This is a genomic window from Halorubrum salipaludis, from assembly GCF_002286985.1.
Lineage (GTDB): Archaea > Halobacteriota > Halobacteria > Halobacteriales > Haloferacaceae > Halorubrum > Halorubrum salipaludis.
Genome location: NZ_NSKC01000005.1, coordinates 25,752 through 39,697, shown reverse-complemented (window position 1 = coordinate 39,697; position 13,946 = coordinate 25,752). Strand labels below are relative to the sequence as shown.

At 49.1% G+C, this 13,946-nt stretch carries 18 protein-coding genes; 5 read left to right on the top strand and 13 right to left on the bottom strand.

What is annotated here, in order from left to right; translation table 11 throughout:
• Positions 1-35: 35 nt before the first annotated feature.
• Complete coding sequence (locus CK500_RS10040) at positions 36-584, top strand: TATA-box-binding protein (RefSeq protein ID WP_095637105.1); 549 nt, start codon at positions 36-38, stop codon at positions 582-584.
• Positions 585-750: 166 nt separating this feature from the next.
• Here the strand turns inward: CK500_RS10040 and CK500_RS10035 are convergent, their stop codons facing one another.
• On the bottom strand, positions 751-2,628 hold the full coding sequence (locus tag CK500_RS10035; RefSeq protein ID WP_144049547.1) for a hypothetical protein: 1,878 nt from the start codon (positions 2,626-2,628) through the stop codon (positions 751-753).
• Positions 2,628-3,575 carry a hypothetical protein gene (locus CK500_RS10025; RefSeq protein WP_095637102.1) on the bottom strand — a complete coding sequence of 316 codons (948 nt, stop codon included), beginning with the start codon at positions 3,573-3,575 and terminating at the stop codon, positions 2,628-2,630. Before CK500_RS10025 ends, CK500_RS10035 begins: the two co-directional genes overlap by 1 nt.
• 174 nt (positions 3,576-3,749) lie before the next feature.
• Here CK500_RS10025 and CK500_RS10020 point away from each other — a divergent pair, with 174 nt between their 5' ends.
• Positions 3,750-4,016: a hypothetical protein gene (locus CK500_RS10020; RefSeq protein WP_095637101.1), complete on the top strand. Its 267-nt coding sequence runs from the start codon at positions 3,750-3,752 to the stop codon at positions 4,014-4,016.
• Positions 4,017-4,190: 174 nt separating this feature from the next.
• On the opposite strand, the gene CK500_RS10015 is transcribed toward CK500_RS10020, so the two are convergent.
• Positions 4,191-4,736 (bottom strand): hypothetical protein, encoded by a 546-nt coding sequence (locus CK500_RS10015; RefSeq protein ID WP_095637100.1) that lies wholly within the window; start codon positions 4,734-4,736, stop codon positions 4,191-4,193.
• A 337-nt stretch (positions 4,737-5,073) separates the two neighbouring features.
• Here CK500_RS10015 and CK500_RS16875 point away from each other — a divergent pair, with 337 nt between their 5' ends.
• Entirely contained in the window at positions 5,074-5,601 is a 528-nt protein-coding gene (locus tag CK500_RS16875; RefSeq protein WP_144049546.1) for a hypothetical protein, read from the top strand.
• Between the two features lie 215 nt (positions 5,602-5,816).
• A complete protein-coding gene (locus CK500_RS16870) occupies positions 5,817-6,536 on the top strand; it encodes a hypothetical protein (RefSeq protein ID WP_144049545.1) in 720 nt (239 codons plus the stop codon).
• 204 nt (positions 6,537-6,740) lie between these two features.
• Here the strand turns inward: CK500_RS16870 and CK500_RS16865 are convergent, their stop codons facing one another.
• The 10 genes from CK500_RS16865 to CK500_RS09980 form a co-directional block, all read right to left on the bottom strand.
• Positions 6,741-7,064, bottom strand: a complete 324-nt coding sequence (locus CK500_RS16865; RefSeq protein ID WP_158224039.1) for a hypothetical protein — start codon at positions 7,062-7,064, stop codon at positions 6,741-6,743.
• A gap of 460 nt (positions 7,065-7,524) precedes the next feature.
• Complete coding sequence (locus CK500_RS16860) at positions 7,525-7,881, bottom strand: helix-turn-helix domain-containing protein (RefSeq protein WP_144049543.1); 357 nt, start codon at positions 7,879-7,881, stop codon at positions 7,525-7,527.
• A gap of 153 nt (positions 7,882-8,034) precedes the next feature.
• On the bottom strand, positions 8,035-8,247 hold the full coding sequence (locus CK500_RS10010; protein WP_095637099.1) for a hypothetical protein: 213 nt from the start codon (positions 8,245-8,247) through the stop codon (positions 8,035-8,037).
• A gap of 4 nt (positions 8,248-8,251) precedes the next feature.
• Entirely contained in the window at positions 8,252-8,461 is a 210-nt protein-coding gene (locus CK500_RS10005; protein WP_095637098.1) for a hypothetical protein, read from the bottom strand.
• Positions 8,462-8,830: 369 nt separating this feature from the next.
• Positions 8,831-9,145: a hypothetical protein gene (locus CK500_RS10000; RefSeq protein ID WP_095637097.1), complete on the bottom strand. Its 315-nt coding sequence runs from the start codon at positions 9,143-9,145 to the stop codon at positions 8,831-8,833.
• A 13-nt stretch (positions 9,146-9,158) separates the two neighbouring features.
• On the bottom strand, positions 9,159-10,094 hold the full coding sequence (gene xerA / locus CK500_RS09995; RefSeq protein WP_095637096.1) for a site-specific tyrosine recombinase/integron integrase: 936 nt from the start codon (positions 10,092-10,094) through the stop codon (positions 9,159-9,161).
• 1 nt (position 10,095) lies between these two features.
• Positions 10,096-10,590 (bottom strand): hypothetical protein, encoded by a 495-nt coding sequence (locus CK500_RS09990; RefSeq protein WP_233139098.1) that lies wholly within the window; start codon positions 10,588-10,590, stop codon positions 10,096-10,098.
• 124 nt (positions 10,591-10,714) lie between these two features.
• Positions 10,715-10,885, bottom strand: coding sequence for a hypothetical protein (locus CK500_RS17210; RefSeq protein ID WP_158224038.1), 171 nt, complete (start codon positions 10,883-10,885; stop codon positions 10,715-10,717).
• Positions 10,886-10,973: 88 nt separating this feature from the next.
• Positions 10,974-12,362, bottom strand: coding sequence for a GmrSD restriction endonuclease domain-containing protein (locus tag CK500_RS09985; protein ID WP_095637094.1), 1,389 nt, complete (start codon positions 12,360-12,362; stop codon positions 10,974-10,976).
• Positions 12,363-12,423: 61 nt separating this feature from the next.
• Positions 12,424-13,134 carry a hypothetical protein gene (locus CK500_RS09980; RefSeq protein WP_095637093.1) on the bottom strand — a complete coding sequence of 237 codons (711 nt, stop codon included), beginning with the start codon at positions 13,132-13,134 and terminating at the stop codon, positions 12,424-12,426.
• Between the two features lie 187 nt (positions 13,135-13,321).
• Here CK500_RS09980 and CK500_RS09975 point away from each other — a divergent pair, with 187 nt between their 5' ends.
• Positions 13,322-13,942, top strand: coding sequence for a hypothetical protein (locus CK500_RS09975; protein WP_233139090.1), 621 nt, complete (start codon positions 13,322-13,324; stop codon positions 13,940-13,942).
• Positions 13,943-13,946 lie beyond the last annotated feature (4 nt).

The following is a 13,946-nucleotide window of genomic DNA, read 5'->3' as shown; positions in this document are numbered from 1 at the left end:
GGTTTGAGTTGACTAAGGCTTGCTAACATACACATATGCCACCTCTAAAAGTCGTAAACGCTGTTGGGTCTGGTGACCTCGGTGTTGAGATTGACTTAGATCGTCTCACTGGCGATATTGGAGAGCCAGTTGCTCGGTACGATCCAGACAAGTATCCGGGTATGTACCTTCGGTTCGAGGAAGACGCGCCGCTGATAACGGTCTACAGAACGGGGAAATTCATCATCACCGGCGCAGACTCGGAGGATGAATCTTACTCGCTCCGAGAGCGATTTTTGAATCTGTTCTCCGATATGAACGTCATCGAGGAGCCCGAGGATGAGTGGTTCTCGATTCAGAATTATGTCTGTACGGCTGAGTTGGGACAAAACCTCAATTTGAACGCTCTCGCGATTGGGTTAGGTCTTGAGAAGACCGAGTACGAGCCTGAGCAGTTCCCCGGTCTGATTCATCGACCAGAGGGTGCGGATGGCGTTGTCTTGCTCTTCGCTACGGGTAAGGTGGTTATCACGGGTTGCCGGACTCTGGAGGCAGCCGAAGATATCTTAGCGGACTTGACTGAGACGATCTCTGAATTGTTGTAGCAAGTTGCCCGCTTTGTAGGCACCCTACTTGTCTCAGATGGCGTGGAGCATAACGGGACTCAGACGCCAACGCATCGCTCCCGATTCTGAATACCAATCATTCTCTGGGTGGTGAACTCGGTCAACAGATGAGAGACTACACCTGAGTAGCGGCGGCAATATTAGCTCACGGTAGGATATCTTGTAAAATTTGGCCGGATGTGATGTCTTCGATGGTGAGAGGTGCGATGCACAATCGAATACCAGTCACAACTAAGATGAGTATTGCAAGTCCAATTGCTGGAGAAAGCTCTTTCCCAATAATCGGAATCTGAATGTTTTCAGGGTAATAATCTGCGTTCTCGTGTCGAGACCAAATGATGCCAGTGATTACTATTGAGGCTACCGCGATGAGAAATTGTCCGGAAGAGCGCGGATAACCCAGAATTGAGACGACTGCTAATCCTCCCCAGACGGCGATGAGTAGCCAGAAGGCTAACTGTAGTTTCTCAACGGCCCACTTTCGGCGCTTTTCAGCATAGTCGACGTAGCTTCCTCGACGATCATCAAAGCGACTGAAGTCGAATAGATGACCCGAAAACTCCTGAATCGTCTCGGAATAGACCTCGAAATCATCATTGCTCTCGTTTATCAGGTCATCTAGTTCGTCGATACGCGTTTGGATTGTTGGGAAGTAGAACAGCAGAATACCTGAGATGACGAATATCGAGAAGGGAAGAACCATATCCACGTTGGACCACCGGACTACGAGAAAGAGATTAGCGAATACTGCCCCGAGAAGCGCCATCACCACTTTCTGAATCTCAGAAGTCAGGCTCCGCGTCGTCTCTGAGACAGTACTCGTAACGTCGGCAGTGAATACGTGAGCATCTTGGATGGCATCATTGAGGTCATCGAAGTTCTTCTCGATAGCCTCCTCTTCTAGGAATGTGTAGAACTCACGAATCTGCGTTGTTCTCCGAGGAAGGTCCTCGAATGAATCACACTCCTCCACGATACTACGGTGCCAGAAATCCCGATACGTAGTCCGTGTTCCCTTCTCTACGAACGATTCATAGAACTGGTAGAGAGCCGTTAGTTCGTCTCCTGTATATCCTCGAACGACATCGGAAAATGTCTCTCCGTCTATTTCGTCGCTGATCGTCTTGCGCCGTGTTTTGATTTCGAGTTCCAAGACATCCTCAGTTAACCTGACTCGCTTTGCGACTCCGGCGAAGACACTGTACACGAACACCGACGAGAACAAATCTCGTGCCTTAGGTGTGCTAAAGAGTGAGGGAGACACTACCGACAGCTCGGGTCCGGCTTGGAGCATATCCCGGTCTCGGTCCATGAGCGTTCGATACTGACTCACGTTAAAATCGAGATTTTCCGGCTCCAAGTTGAGCAAGGATCTAACAGAGTGGAACTGAAGTAGTGATTCGTACTCTGGTTCGATTTCTTCGTAGAATACAAAGACGGGGAGGTTTTGCTCTTCAAAGAACACGTCAGCCACAGTTGCGTAATCGGAGCTATGTTGGTCTAGCCAACTTCGAAGCCACTCCTCCTCTGTCCAGAAGGATACTGAGATAGAGGGAACACTGTCTAACTCAGCTTCGAGGCGGTCACCAATTTCTGATTTGTCTACGATACAATCTACGTATAGGGATATCGAGGCTGTCCCGGACCATTCAAGCAGAAAATCAGCAAGTCTCCCAGCTTCATCATCATGGAGGATGTCGCCGACGACTTGACGCCAGTCTTGAATCTCTACGTCTTCAGTATCGTACGCTCTTTGGAGGGTGTCGAAACCAGAGTCGTGTACTCGGAGGCTCCCGCCAGATTGGATAATCGGCTGCTCTCCGGTTCTATCCGTATGGAATGTCACTTCAAAATCATCGAAATAAGCTCCCTCCTCGTGAGCTAACTGAAGAATTTCACTAAGTGCGTCTTCTGAAAAACCGGAGACAGGGCTATCGATATCGATTATCCGAGGCTCTTCCGTGATCTCTCGACTTTCCCATAATGGGGAAAGCTGAGAGAGGTGGTCTTCTATTTCGGTCATTACTGAATGTCATCGAACGAATCGTACTCCGACAAGTTCTCTAGAACGTCTTTCCGGTAGTCTCCGCCACTATGGCCTGTAACCGCGATATTCGGTTCATTTCTGGGGATGACAACGTAGTACGACCCATCGTTGACGAGGAAGATGTTACGCTCTAATACGTCTCGAAGGCGCACACGAATATCGATGCCAGATATTGTGATTGTAACTTGACCTTCCAATTTCTCATCATCGAGGTTCCGTCGGATTTCATCGAAGTCATCGACGCTCTGGGCTTCGGATAGAGGGTTGTCGTCGTCGCCTTCCTCAACGTCTTCGATTATCCATTCGTTCAGGACTTCGTTATTGGTCTTAGTGTCTTGGAGCCCGAGGAACTTCCACCAGTGCTGAGCATAGTAGCTTTTCTGGTAGATACCGGCCTCATCCGGACGTACTTCGTCAAGTGAGTAGTTGACTCTAGGATAGAGGACACCTTTCTTTAGCTCGTCTTCGATAATTTCACTAATTTGAGAAAGTCCTACCTCATCATCCGGTTCGTAAACATCCTCATATGGTGCTTTGATTATCGCGAGCAACTCGTGGCCCTTGTGAGAGAACTGGACTGCAATAAGAATTCCCGGCTCTGAATTTGCCGCTCTGAGATATCGTTCCGCTAGATTTCTCAGGTTAGATTCGAACTCTTCCCCGTCCTTGAGTTTCGTCAACAGTGATCTTGCAGGATGTTCATCGTCCTCATCAACATCACTATAATCAAATTCGTGAAGTCGAGCAGTCGGCTTATTTGCTGAAAAACTTTTTTCGGCGAGAGACCCGAGCATACTTTGTGTCGCCTCTGTGGCATCCTCGAAGTCTTCGTCGTCCATATCAGACTGACTGATGTTCAAGAGGATGTCGTAATCACCGTCCTCTTTGCATTGAACGACGCCAATCTGAGCGGCATCTACCATGTCGACTGTAACCAATCAATCAGAGCTACAAATATGTTCATATTACAGATGTGATCGAACAAAATTCGCATCACCGATAAAAGTAAGTAATTTGATATTGGTGCCTATCGTCTCTCTGAATAGGTCCTACTGTCGTCCTGCGTCCAGCAGCGACGACGTAGCCGGGAGCCTATAATGACTGACTCAGACAGCGACCAGCAAGGCGAACCGAGCAGTATCCAGATAGGGGACATCCACATCGGCCCGATAGAGTACCGATTTCTCAAACTCGCCGTCTACGCTGTCATCGGACTATTCCTCTGGCCGTATCTCCTCCTGTTGTATATCTACATCGCAATCAGGCGATTCAACAAGGGTATTATCAAAGTCTCAAAGAAGGCGTCACAGACGCTACGCAAGGAGTACGAAGCTGGCTACAAGGAGGAAAGTTCTGAGGACTGATTCACGCTTGGAGGGTCGAAGACTGTACGGAGGTCCCCATACTCAGTGCTATAGTTTCGTTTGTACCTGACTGAACCATCTCTATCGAATGCTGCGAGGACTGCGTGAGAGGACGACTAATGAAGACCTCTGGAAAATCTTTGCCAGAGGTACTGTATAGGTACTCAACGTTGATTACGCGATATCTCTGCTCTTATCATCTCTGTGTTGCTCTTGTAGGAGATGGGCTGCGAGCTCACCATCTATCTCGCCGTTCATCAGTAGCTCACCTACTTCCTCATCGCTGTACTCACTGATGTCTCGCGTATCATCGAGGACGAGTCTCGTTTCGACATTGAGCTCTACGTCTACCTCCACGCGATTTTCGGATTCCTTTCGGGCTAGTTTCTCCTCCGCGTTTGTGATCGCTTCCTCTAGGTAGTCTTTAAAATCGAGGTTCTGTTCTTTCAGAGCAAGGTATGTGAATTCGAGCGCAGCAGTGATTCCTCGATGGAGGTCTCGGTCATCAGGCAAATCCTCAAAAACAGTCTTCCGATCGCGTTCTTCTAACTTGTTGTTGAGGAGCTTGAAATCTAAGTAGGTACTGTAGAGCCGCTTTCGAATTCGGGACCGGGTGACTCGTTCAGCTGAGCTTTTTGGCGCGATGCCAGCACCATCCCGGAGGTAGTTACGATCCTTGACGCTGAGGATGCCCCGTTCTCGCTCTGAGTTACTATCCATACTCTATTCTATTATGTCGATTCTAATTAACCTACTGAACTTGCTATTTTGGGCAAAAACGTATTGTATTCTATTACGCCGCAATATTTATTGTCTATACTATCATAGTGTATGATGGGCCACAAACCGACTCGCAACCGCAAGAAAGCGAGTAACTCAGAGATGCGATAGCAGGCACGCTAGAGAGAAGACGACAGGTAGAGAATTCTCTGAGTATTGGTCACAGGAGATACACTATGAAACCAACTAACTGCACTACAGACGATTGGCATCACATCAAGACTACTGCAACAGATATCACAACTACAGTATCACAGTCGCTCTGGGGGGCATTCTAATGATTGCTCCCTGCCGAGAATACTGGTGGCGAGAGGTTCTTCCGGGGGAGAAGAATTGGAGGGGACCGCACATCAATCTTAATCTTGTCGATCGTATTGTTGACAAAGAAGATATTCCACCTCTTGCAGCAAGATACATCGTGATTGGATCAAGAAAGGATGACATTCTCTCAGCCGCCGGACCAGTATATTTTGAGGGTGTCGATCACATTGATCATCAGGAAGACCCAGAGTGGCTAACGTTCGCTAAGAACATTGAACGAGACGGCGTTACCAAGCTCCCGTGGGGAGAAGATACGATTTCTATCGATGCTCCACAGCTCATTCGCCGAGCATCTGAAAAAGCGTGTGTCGATGACCTCCATTTCAATCACCTCGTCTTACACATTCATCGGGCGACCGGTCTCGAATTGGGTGTTGCAAAAGATCGTGTTGAGAGATTCATCGAAAACGGAGTGATCGAACAAGGTGACGACATCATATCGGTCTCTAGTCAGGCTGGTTCGGAGAAGGCAACATCGAGATAGCTCGTCTGCATTAGAGTTCGATCAATCCAGTCTCTATCAGCGTGAGGAGGTCTATGATTGGGACGAGCATACCGTGAGTAGATCAGAAGATGGCTTCTTTCGATTTCAGAGGACCTGTTGAAATACTCAGCAAATGATATTTTCTGACCCGGTTGCGGTCAATACGAAATATTCTGTGTAAGATATTTACTGGTACAAATATACTAACAGACACAATGAATGAAGATGATCAGAAGAATGATAATATAGATATGGCCGATTTTCTAAAATCGAACTCAGAATTATTTGTTATCTTGGGTGTTTTCTCAGCACTAGCAATCTACATATCGGATTTGGGAGGTGGAGGGTCGGTCGGAGATGCCGCAAGTCAGATCCGGATCGGTTTCGGTGGTGCTCTCCTCCTAACCATTTTATTGATATTACTCATATATCGGCAACTGGTCAATCAGATTGGTTCAATTGGCGATCTGTTCAAAGCCCATACTGAAGTTCAAAATTGGGATCTAGTTGTTTTCACGGGGGGCGTCATACTGCTGCTACCGTCGCTTGTCACACCTATTTTTCAGCAATTATTAGCTTTATATTATATCATGGGGATCCTCATTATACTATCTCTGATTGCAGTTGTATTTAGGATTATGCTACGAGTTAAGCAGGTCTTGCCGGAAGATGAGATTCAGAGGGATGTGTTTCTGATAATTATATCTGGAATCTGCTATATTGGTACGGATGAATACACTGAGTACCTGCGATCCAACCCAGAACTCATTGGACCAGGTCCATTTTCAACGTCCAATTTGTCCCCGGTGATTTACGACTCATCAGCAGTTATAGCATTAGCCATTGGCTCTGGATCGATTCTGCTGGCAATGTATGCTGTATTTGATTTAGCAGATACACTCGGAGACAGATACCGCCAGTTGAGGAATAACTAATTGTGGCTCTGTTGGAATCCTCAAGAAGTGATAAGTCTCGATTCATCTCTGGCAAATACGCAGTTTTCATCGAGCGGCTGTCTCAGGCGGTATATATCTGAAGAATAAGATTTCAACAGAGCCATTTCTGGGAGTCTCTATTATTCGAGAATAGAACCGTCTATACGGAGCAAAAACGGACATCTGGTGATATTGATATCCTGTTCAAATTCCCTTGTAGGTTCCTTCCGGAATATCGGATTCTCGCGGTCCCGGCTTTCTGAGCTCGTAGCGAATGTCTCCTGTTCGAGTGTTTTCCCAGCCTCGGCCGCCTTGTGGGCCTTTGTACGGGACCCAGGTAAAGTACGGGAGTTCTTCGCCGGTGTTGATATCAGTCGTTGTGACGTTGCTCAACTCCTCGCTTGCATCCCGTTCCTGATAGTCCTGATATCTCTTCTCGAATTGCTCAATTGCTTTCGCGTTTTTATCTTCTACTGAGTCGCCAGTACCGACATCTTCGCCGTACAGATGCTCGTCATCGGTCTGCATTTGGATCCATTTGCGAGTGAGATGACGATCCCATGGTGACTGATGCATTATTCAGTTCTCCAATCGTCAACCGAGTTCACATGATGCGGCCGATCCCATCGAATAACTATGAAATTCATAGCACCACTCGTCAGATACACAATAGTATAAGTGTTATGCCGAGTTTGAAGCCCAAACGTTTGGAAGTTAGTTTGTAACCCTTGGGATAGAGAAAATCACATTCCAAGGGTTACAAGCATTCGAAATATAATTATAAACATACATGAAGAGAATGTATTAATAGCTGTAGTCCTTGCGCGACAACGCTGCTAACTCTGACTTGGAACGGCCTCTTCTCCAAATGCTGGTATCTTGTATCCTCGAAAATCGGGACACCACGATAGGGTGACGAAATGCAAATATATTATATTATAATAGTATAGGGAGGGGGGACCCAGACATCATGTCTCTCTAATTTTGGTTATTCTGACTCAGGACTGGTACTATTGTGAGACTTCTGTAGCAGATATTCTCTCTTTTGCTCGGTCCATTCTTCATTCTTTAATAGCTCCTCTAGGTATTCTTTCTCTCTAATATAGAACGAGTCGAGTTCCCGCACATCCGATATCCAATATTTATACATTCCGCGCTGCTCGTATCGAGTATAACCCATTCGCTGGAGTTCTTGAAGCACATTGAGGACTTGACGTTTTTCTCGATTCGTGTGTTCTGATTCAACTATCTCCACCGTTCTAGCGTTACCATCTAACTCTTGGAAGGCTCTAAGGACAGTAGCGAATGTCTCAAATAGAATACCTCCACCATTGCTTCTAGACATCTATTCTCTGATTGACTAGGATACAATAATAATTCTACCCTGTAGATGCTGTACATAGTGTATATTTCCTTATAGATGCGGAGAACACACAAGGTGACGTTCCCAGAGCTGGAGCCTCCGTTGATTCCCTTATATATACTATATTATGAATGGTCACTCGTCGACTACCTTCGCAATCAGATATGGTCCTTCATACGCTTCCAAAATTCCATCTGGGTCATCGAGATCCGGAGTCGTCGGCTGGCTTAGCTCCCAGCGAATCCAGTCTTCGAACCCCTTCTCGATACATTCGACCACGTCGCCGTCTTTGATGATTCCGAGGTCGTGTAGCCCGCCAGCGTTGTACATCTGAAAGAGTATCCGCACTGGTCTACTCCTCGTTCTCCGCCAGCGGAACGGCGTTGATATAGTGGTTATTGAACGCTCGTCTCAAGTGGTCTTCATCATCTAAATCGTACGCTCCTTGTACTGTCTCCTCAAGCTCGCCGGTTGGGTCCTCAACTATCTCACCATCAACAACTTTCCCGAGGATGTCCCAGTCGTCTCGATCCTCGTTGAGTCCCAGAAAGAGCAATCCCACGTCAAATCACCGTATCAAATACTCGCCCTGTTCCATCATAAGACTCCCGAGTAGAGGACTGATTCAAGTTCTCTTGGTCTGTAACAGCGTGGAGGTCCTAGCTGAGAGGAGAGAGAACGAGTCCATCAACAATCGAACAGTAGTCATCATCCAGAACAACAAAACGGTCTCTGAAGCAATGACGTACATCAGCGGACACCCATCAACTGATAGAGTAATTTCGGTACTCCAGGTCCGTGCCAACAGAAGATGAGTGTTACTTATCGGAGGTAGTGAGCCGTTTGAGGACAACCGAGAGTCAATCTATTCGATTCGCTCAGAAATGCGTGAGAAGTTGAGAGGCTACTACGAGCGTACAGTCTGAGGGATTCAGAGTTGGGTGTCGAGCCCGGAATCTCTGACCCAGTCCCGATATGCTTCGTCATTTAGGTCTTCGACGACTTGTTGAGACTCTTCGCTATCGTAACCAGCCATCACGTATCCGTTCGAGTACGAAGCGGTCACATATCGAAGCAGCTCCCGTCCATCCGTGTACTCGCTAATGATTGGATCGCGTTCATCCTGCATACGGTCTCGAAGAGATGTTGCCGTCGGCGTCTCGCCTTTTACTTCCCCCTCAATCGTCACTCGGGCTACCTCCTCAGGGTCTTCCCACGGATTTTTGTAGATAATGACTTCGATCATCTGTCGATCCTCGCTAGAGTCCGATTTCCTTGATGCAGTCCAGATACTCCTCTTTTGCCTCCTCCCGATCGACGCGAGTGTAGATATCCATCGTCTCGGTCTTAGCGTCCCCACGAATGTACTTCAGAATGTACGGCTTCATTCCCTGTTTCCGCATTAGTGTCGTGAATACTGTACGGAACGTGTGAGGTGTGAATTTCTTCTCGAACCGGCGTTCTTCTTTGGAGGCGACGCCGGCACGGTCGGCGGCGGCTTTCACTTCACGTCGAATCCGCTCTTTACTGAGACGACCTCCTTTGTTGCTTGTGAAGAGATATGGCGAATCTGAATCGGCATTGACGAACTGATAGCGTTTGATTGCGTATATTGTCTCGTCGTCGATCGGGACGACGGTCTGTTTCCCGCCTTTCCGCTCTCGAAGACGGATAAGTCCCTTTTCGAGATCGACGTCTTCGGTTTCGATCGAGAGAGCTTCCAGCAAACGCGATCCAGTCTTGGCGAGGATGATGGCGACGGTCTTGTCTCGTGGATCGGGGATAGCGTCGATCAGCTTACAGGCATTCTCCCACGTCGCGCAATCTGGTCGATCGGGACGGATTCGCGGAATCTCCTCCATCACGACCGCAGCGGGATTGCTGGTGATGTCCTCGAACTGTGGGCGTTTCAGCGTGTAGTTGTAGAAACTGGAGAGGACTTCGAGGTACTTCTTCTTCGAGTTCTGGGAGACATCCCGTTTCGTGAGCGCCATTAGGTAGTCTTCGACGTGGCGAATCTCGACATCGCCGGGTTCGAGATCGGGAAATTGGTCGTGAAAGAACTCGCGAAGGACGCGGCTGTACGAGTTGAGTGTTCGCGTGCTACGGCCGGATGCCTCCTTCCGGCTAAGGAAGTAGTTGACTCCGTCGTGCTTGTTCTCGTAGATTTTCGAGGAACCGGGTTCTGCGGGCATCTCAGTTCCCCTCGTTTAGCCGCCAGCCGTGTCCACGTTGGAATTCAACACGTCCGTTTTCGGCTAAGGTGTACAGCCGATTCTCGATTTGTCGTTGGAGGTGTTGGGCGACATCGTCGCTGGCAGAGATTCGTTCGGTAAGTTCATCTAGTGATTGGTATTTTTGGTCTAGAACTCGGGTGACAAGGTCATCGATACTGAGGTGGGTTCGACCATCGCTAGCTTGTCTGGCGTCGTCGAGTTGGTCTTCGAGGTCGTCGATTTTGTTTTGAAGCTGCTTGACTGTCTGGTCCTGTGTTTGGATGAAGGGTGCGCCGCTGTCCCGGTACATCCGGGCTTCCTGAATCAGGTCGTAGAGGTACCGGCTGAGACTGGAGCCTTCGTGTCCGGCTTCTTCCCACCATTCCTCTTTGTGCTGTTTCGCGGGGAAAAGCTCTGCTCGGGTCGTATTTTCGTGGAGTGTTTGAAAGTCCGGTCCGTCGCTGGGGCTGTCCATAGACGTCTCTGTCATGCTAGAATCCTCCAAATAATCATTCGATTGTTAGGTTAAAGATATTACCGGTAGAAACGCGGTCTATGTCCCGATTTCGGAGGAAAACGAATGTTTAGACTTCGCCGTCTCAGTCGTTGTTATGGCGCTGCCAGCGAGCTTCTTGAATGAGTTCGACCAGATAGCGACTCAGACTGAGGCCTTGTTTGTCGGCTTCTTGCTGCCATTGGCCTTTGTGCTGACGGTGACAGTAGATATCGACGCTGGTCATTCCTTCGCCTAATCCTTTGTTGTCGTCCATCGATCGACGCGGCGCTAATGGTGCATCAGTCATCGAGAATCGCCATCTAATTGGATGGCTGTCAGGATATTAATGATACTGCAGGACGCTATCGACTCCGGTTATGATGGGGGCACAGTACCCGTGCGTTTTCGAGTATAGTCTGGCCGCCCTGTGAATGTTCCTCGATGTGGTCGGCGTCCCAATTGCTCCACGAGACTTTTGCCTCCTCTTCGGTTTTCTCTTCCTCCAAGCACATCTCGCAGATGCGATCACTCTCGATGAAGAGCTTAATTCGTTGCGCTCGGGAGAATGCCCGTTGACTGTCGGTCTCTTGAATATCAGGCTCCGTCTCCCAGAACGCATTTTCGAGGATGTAGTGTCGCTTGTTGACCGCTCCCCGGTTCTGCTGGCGAGCTTCCTTAAATTGGAGCATCTCGCTGTCGTCTGTATCCTCGATTTCGAATCGTTTGAACCACTCCTCGGTGAAATTCCGGACTTCGTCGTAGTTGTCTCGCCCAAAGTTGTAGTCTTCAAACTCCAACTCGCGGATAAGCGAGTACAGGCTGAGGATGAAGTACTCCTTGTTCAGAAACTCTATCTCGCCATTCGAGTTCTTGAGGTCGGTATCCCGATAGAGTTCCGTAAGGAGATCGAGCATCCGCTGAACGCGCTGAATCTCGTCGCGCTGCTTGAATTCCTCTAGGTCCTCGTGAACGGTGAATCCCTCACGCTTGCAGTCGAATAGTTTGGTGACCTCTTTCCCGGTGACCTTCGTCGGGCCTTCATCAATCTCAATCAGAATGAAGCGAGCGAGAAGTGAGAGTTGCTGGAGTCGATCGTTGTTCCGAGCGAGGAGCGTGAAGAACTCGTGGCGATTCGGATTGTTGTCACGGCTCTCGTAGTTCTCTCGGTCAAAACTGATGTCGTCGGCAGTTTGGACGATGAAGTTCCGAACGGGGCTGTAGGTCTTGCTGTGATTCTTCTCGATGTTGGTTAGGTGTTCTCCCTGCTGGAGCCGCCAGAAGACCTTGGTCGCTAACTCTTGGTGGCGCTTATCGTCGGGATCATCGATTCCGCGCAGCTTGATTACCTTGAGCGAACACTGAGATTCGATATACTCCTGGACGTCCTCGCTAAGTTCGGAGTATCGCTTCCCCGCAATCTCGTGGTCCGGGTTGAGTTCGCGGAGTTCCGCGCTATCGGGGAGTGCGAATTCGTCCTCGAAGAACTCTTGAATCGCGGTGATTCTCTGTTGGCCGTCGACGACTTCTAAACGGAGGTCGTTGCCGTCGAGAACAACTTGACGGATGACGACGGGCGGGACGTAGAGTTGGCGAACAAAGCTGTCGATTAGTTCTTTTTGTTTCTGAGTATCCCAAACGCTTTTTCGCTGATAAGGTGGCCGCTTGACGAAGTATTCGCTATCGCTGTGGAACTTGCTTATATCCCAGTCTTCGTCACTCGCATTGAGAGGGTCGTCGACATAGATAGCCATACTATTGTTGTACAGACATTACGTTATAATTGTGTCCTGTCACTACGATGGCAGTCGGTTCTCAGACTGGCGAAGTTTGCTCTATCTGGTCTTTGAGTAGCTCAAGGAATTTGGGGTCGTAGTCTTCATCAACGTGGTTCACGTTCCACAGTCCGGATTCGCGGATTTTCTTGCTCCGACTATGATGGCCCAGCCAATCATCTGAACGAGCATCAACAGCCTCTCGCTGGTAGTTACTGAGGAGTGCAATCGTGTTTCGTTCGATGTAGGCCCGTTGGCTATCGGCGCTTGGTTCGTCGTCAATGTTCAGCCAGAGGAACGGCAGGTCCCGGAGATAGTCGCTTACTCGCCGCTCCATCTTGAGTTCATCAAGTCGGCGTTCCCGCTTCGCGCTTGAGCCCTCGCCCCAATGGGGATACTCATCATTCAGGGAATCACTCTCAACGAACGCCTCGCCGACTCGTTTTCTGAACACGGAGCCTCGGTGGTTCCCACCGCCTTCGTAGGTTCCGCGTTGTGCTCCCCGGTGCGTTCTCAGTCGGTTCCAGAGCGACGTACTGCTTCCCTCGGAAACAGCGTGAGTTCCGATGCGGGTAATCCGGCGTTGGTCGCGCGATTCTCGGTATTCGTCCGGAGCGAAGAATATGTAGACGCCACGGTCTGGCCAGTCCATGTAGCCGGTGCAGTCCTTGAGCTTCTGTTTCCCGTCGACGGCTTGTTCCAAGTCCTCAAAGAGTCTGTAGAGTCGATCTATATCCTCGCGTCGTGTCATCTGTGTTCTTCGCATATGCTACTCCGGTACGCACACAAAGAGTTTCGTTCTCTGAGTAATCATTCAGAATAAGAATACACCGATGGCATTAGATGTGCTCGTTATCTCACCTTGCTCCGGAACGAAGCGATTTGACGCCGTAATCGGCCCCGAAGAGATAGATTCGAGAGAGCGGACAGAGTTACTGATGGAGTATCCTGATGCTGTCGCTTCGGCGGCTGAGATGTACACGGGACGCGAGCACGAGCATATCGAATCAGCCGTACAACAGCTTTCGGAGTTCGCCAATGTTGATTGGCGTATCATCTCTGCCGGGTTTGGTGTCCTCCCTGCTGGGACAGAGATCCCTTCTTACGAGTGTACGTTCAGCGAGATTGAGCAGGTTCGACAACGGGCAGAACGGATGAACCTTGACGTAAATACAATGACCAACAACGAGTTAGTAGCAGCTGTTGGACAGGAGAAGAATATCCCTCAGGACCTCCGGCAAATCCTTGGCAAAGGCTACGACTTGGTCTTCGTCGCATTAGGGACGAAGTATCTGATTGCTGCTCAGGACGCATTAACCTCGATACCGGAAGAGACGACAGCATTCGCGTTCGCGTCTAAGGGGAGCAAAGAATTCATCGGGGACTGCTATTGGATTCCTGCAACCGAGTCTGAGCGGAGCCAACTCGGGACAACGTGGCTTGAATTACGAGGGAGAGAACTACTCACTTTGGTTGAGAACATCGAGAGTCAGAGGAACCTCGAACAGATGAGAGAGAATCCCGAAGGTACACGACATCTATGTACTCTGCTCTGTTGAATCC

What these genes read in the sequence shown, in the direction of transcription:
- CK500_RS10015 (WP_095637100.1), bottom strand. Translation starts at nt 4,736, where the DNA reads ATGGATAGTAACTCAGAGCGAGAACGGGGCATCCTCAGCGTCAAGGAT.
- CK500_RS09990 (WP_233139098.1), bottom strand. Translation starts at nt 10,590, where the DNA reads ATGGACAGCCCCAGCGACGGACCGGACTTTCAAACACTCCACGAAAAT.
- CK500_RS16860 (WP_144049543.1), bottom strand. Translation starts at nt 7,881, where the DNA reads ATGTCTAGAAGCAATGGTGGAGGTATTCTATTTGAGACATTCGCTACT.
- CK500_RS09975 (WP_233139090.1), top strand. Translation starts at nt 13,322, where the DNA reads ATGGAGTATCCTGATGCTGTCGCTTCGGCGGCTGAGATGTACACGGGA.
- CK500_RS17210 (WP_158224038.1), bottom strand. Translation starts at nt 10,885, where the DNA reads ATGGACGACAACAAAGGATTAGGCGAAGGAATGACCAGCGTCGATATC.
- CK500_RS10035 (WP_144049547.1), bottom strand. Translation starts at nt 2,628, where the DNA reads ATGACCGAAATAGAAGACCACCTCTCTCAGCTTTCCCCATTATGGGAA.
- CK500_RS16870 (WP_144049545.1), top strand. Translation starts at nt 5,817, where the DNA reads ATGAATGAAGATGATCAGAAGAATGATAATATAGATATGGCCGATTTT.
- CK500_RS16875 (WP_144049546.1), top strand. Translation starts at nt 5,074, where the DNA reads ATGATTGCTCCCTGCCGAGAATACTGGTGGCGAGAGGTTCTTCCGGGG.
- xerA (WP_095637096.1), bottom strand. Translation starts at nt 10,094, where the DNA reads ATGCCCGCAGAACCCGGTTCCTCGAAAATCTACGAGAACAAGCACGAC.
- CK500_RS10040 (WP_095637105.1), top strand. Translation starts at nt 36, where the DNA reads ATGCCACCTCTAAAAGTCGTAAACGCTGTTGGGTCTGGTGACCTCGGT.
- CK500_RS10025 (WP_095637102.1), bottom strand. Translation starts at nt 3,575, where the DNA reads ATGGTAGATGCCGCTCAGATTGGCGTCGTTCAATGCAAAGAGGACGGT.
- CK500_RS10020 (WP_095637101.1), top strand. Translation starts at nt 3,750, where the DNA reads ATGACTGACTCAGACAGCGACCAGCAAGGCGAACCGAGCAGTATCCAG.
- CK500_RS10000 (WP_095637097.1), bottom strand. Translation starts at nt 9,145, where the DNA reads ATGATCGAAGTCATTATCTACAAAAATCCGTGGGAAGACCCTGAGGAG.
- CK500_RS09985 (WP_095637094.1), bottom strand. Translation starts at nt 12,362, where the DNA reads ATGGCTATCTATGTCGACGACCCTCTCAATGCGAGTGACGAAGACTGG.
- CK500_RS16865 (WP_158224039.1), bottom strand. Translation starts at nt 7,064, where the DNA reads ATGCAGACCGATGACGAGCATCTGTACGGCGAAGATGTCGGTACTGGC.
- CK500_RS09980 (WP_095637093.1), bottom strand. Translation starts at nt 13,134, where the DNA reads ATGACACGACGCGAGGATATAGATCGACTCTACAGACTCTTTGAGGAC.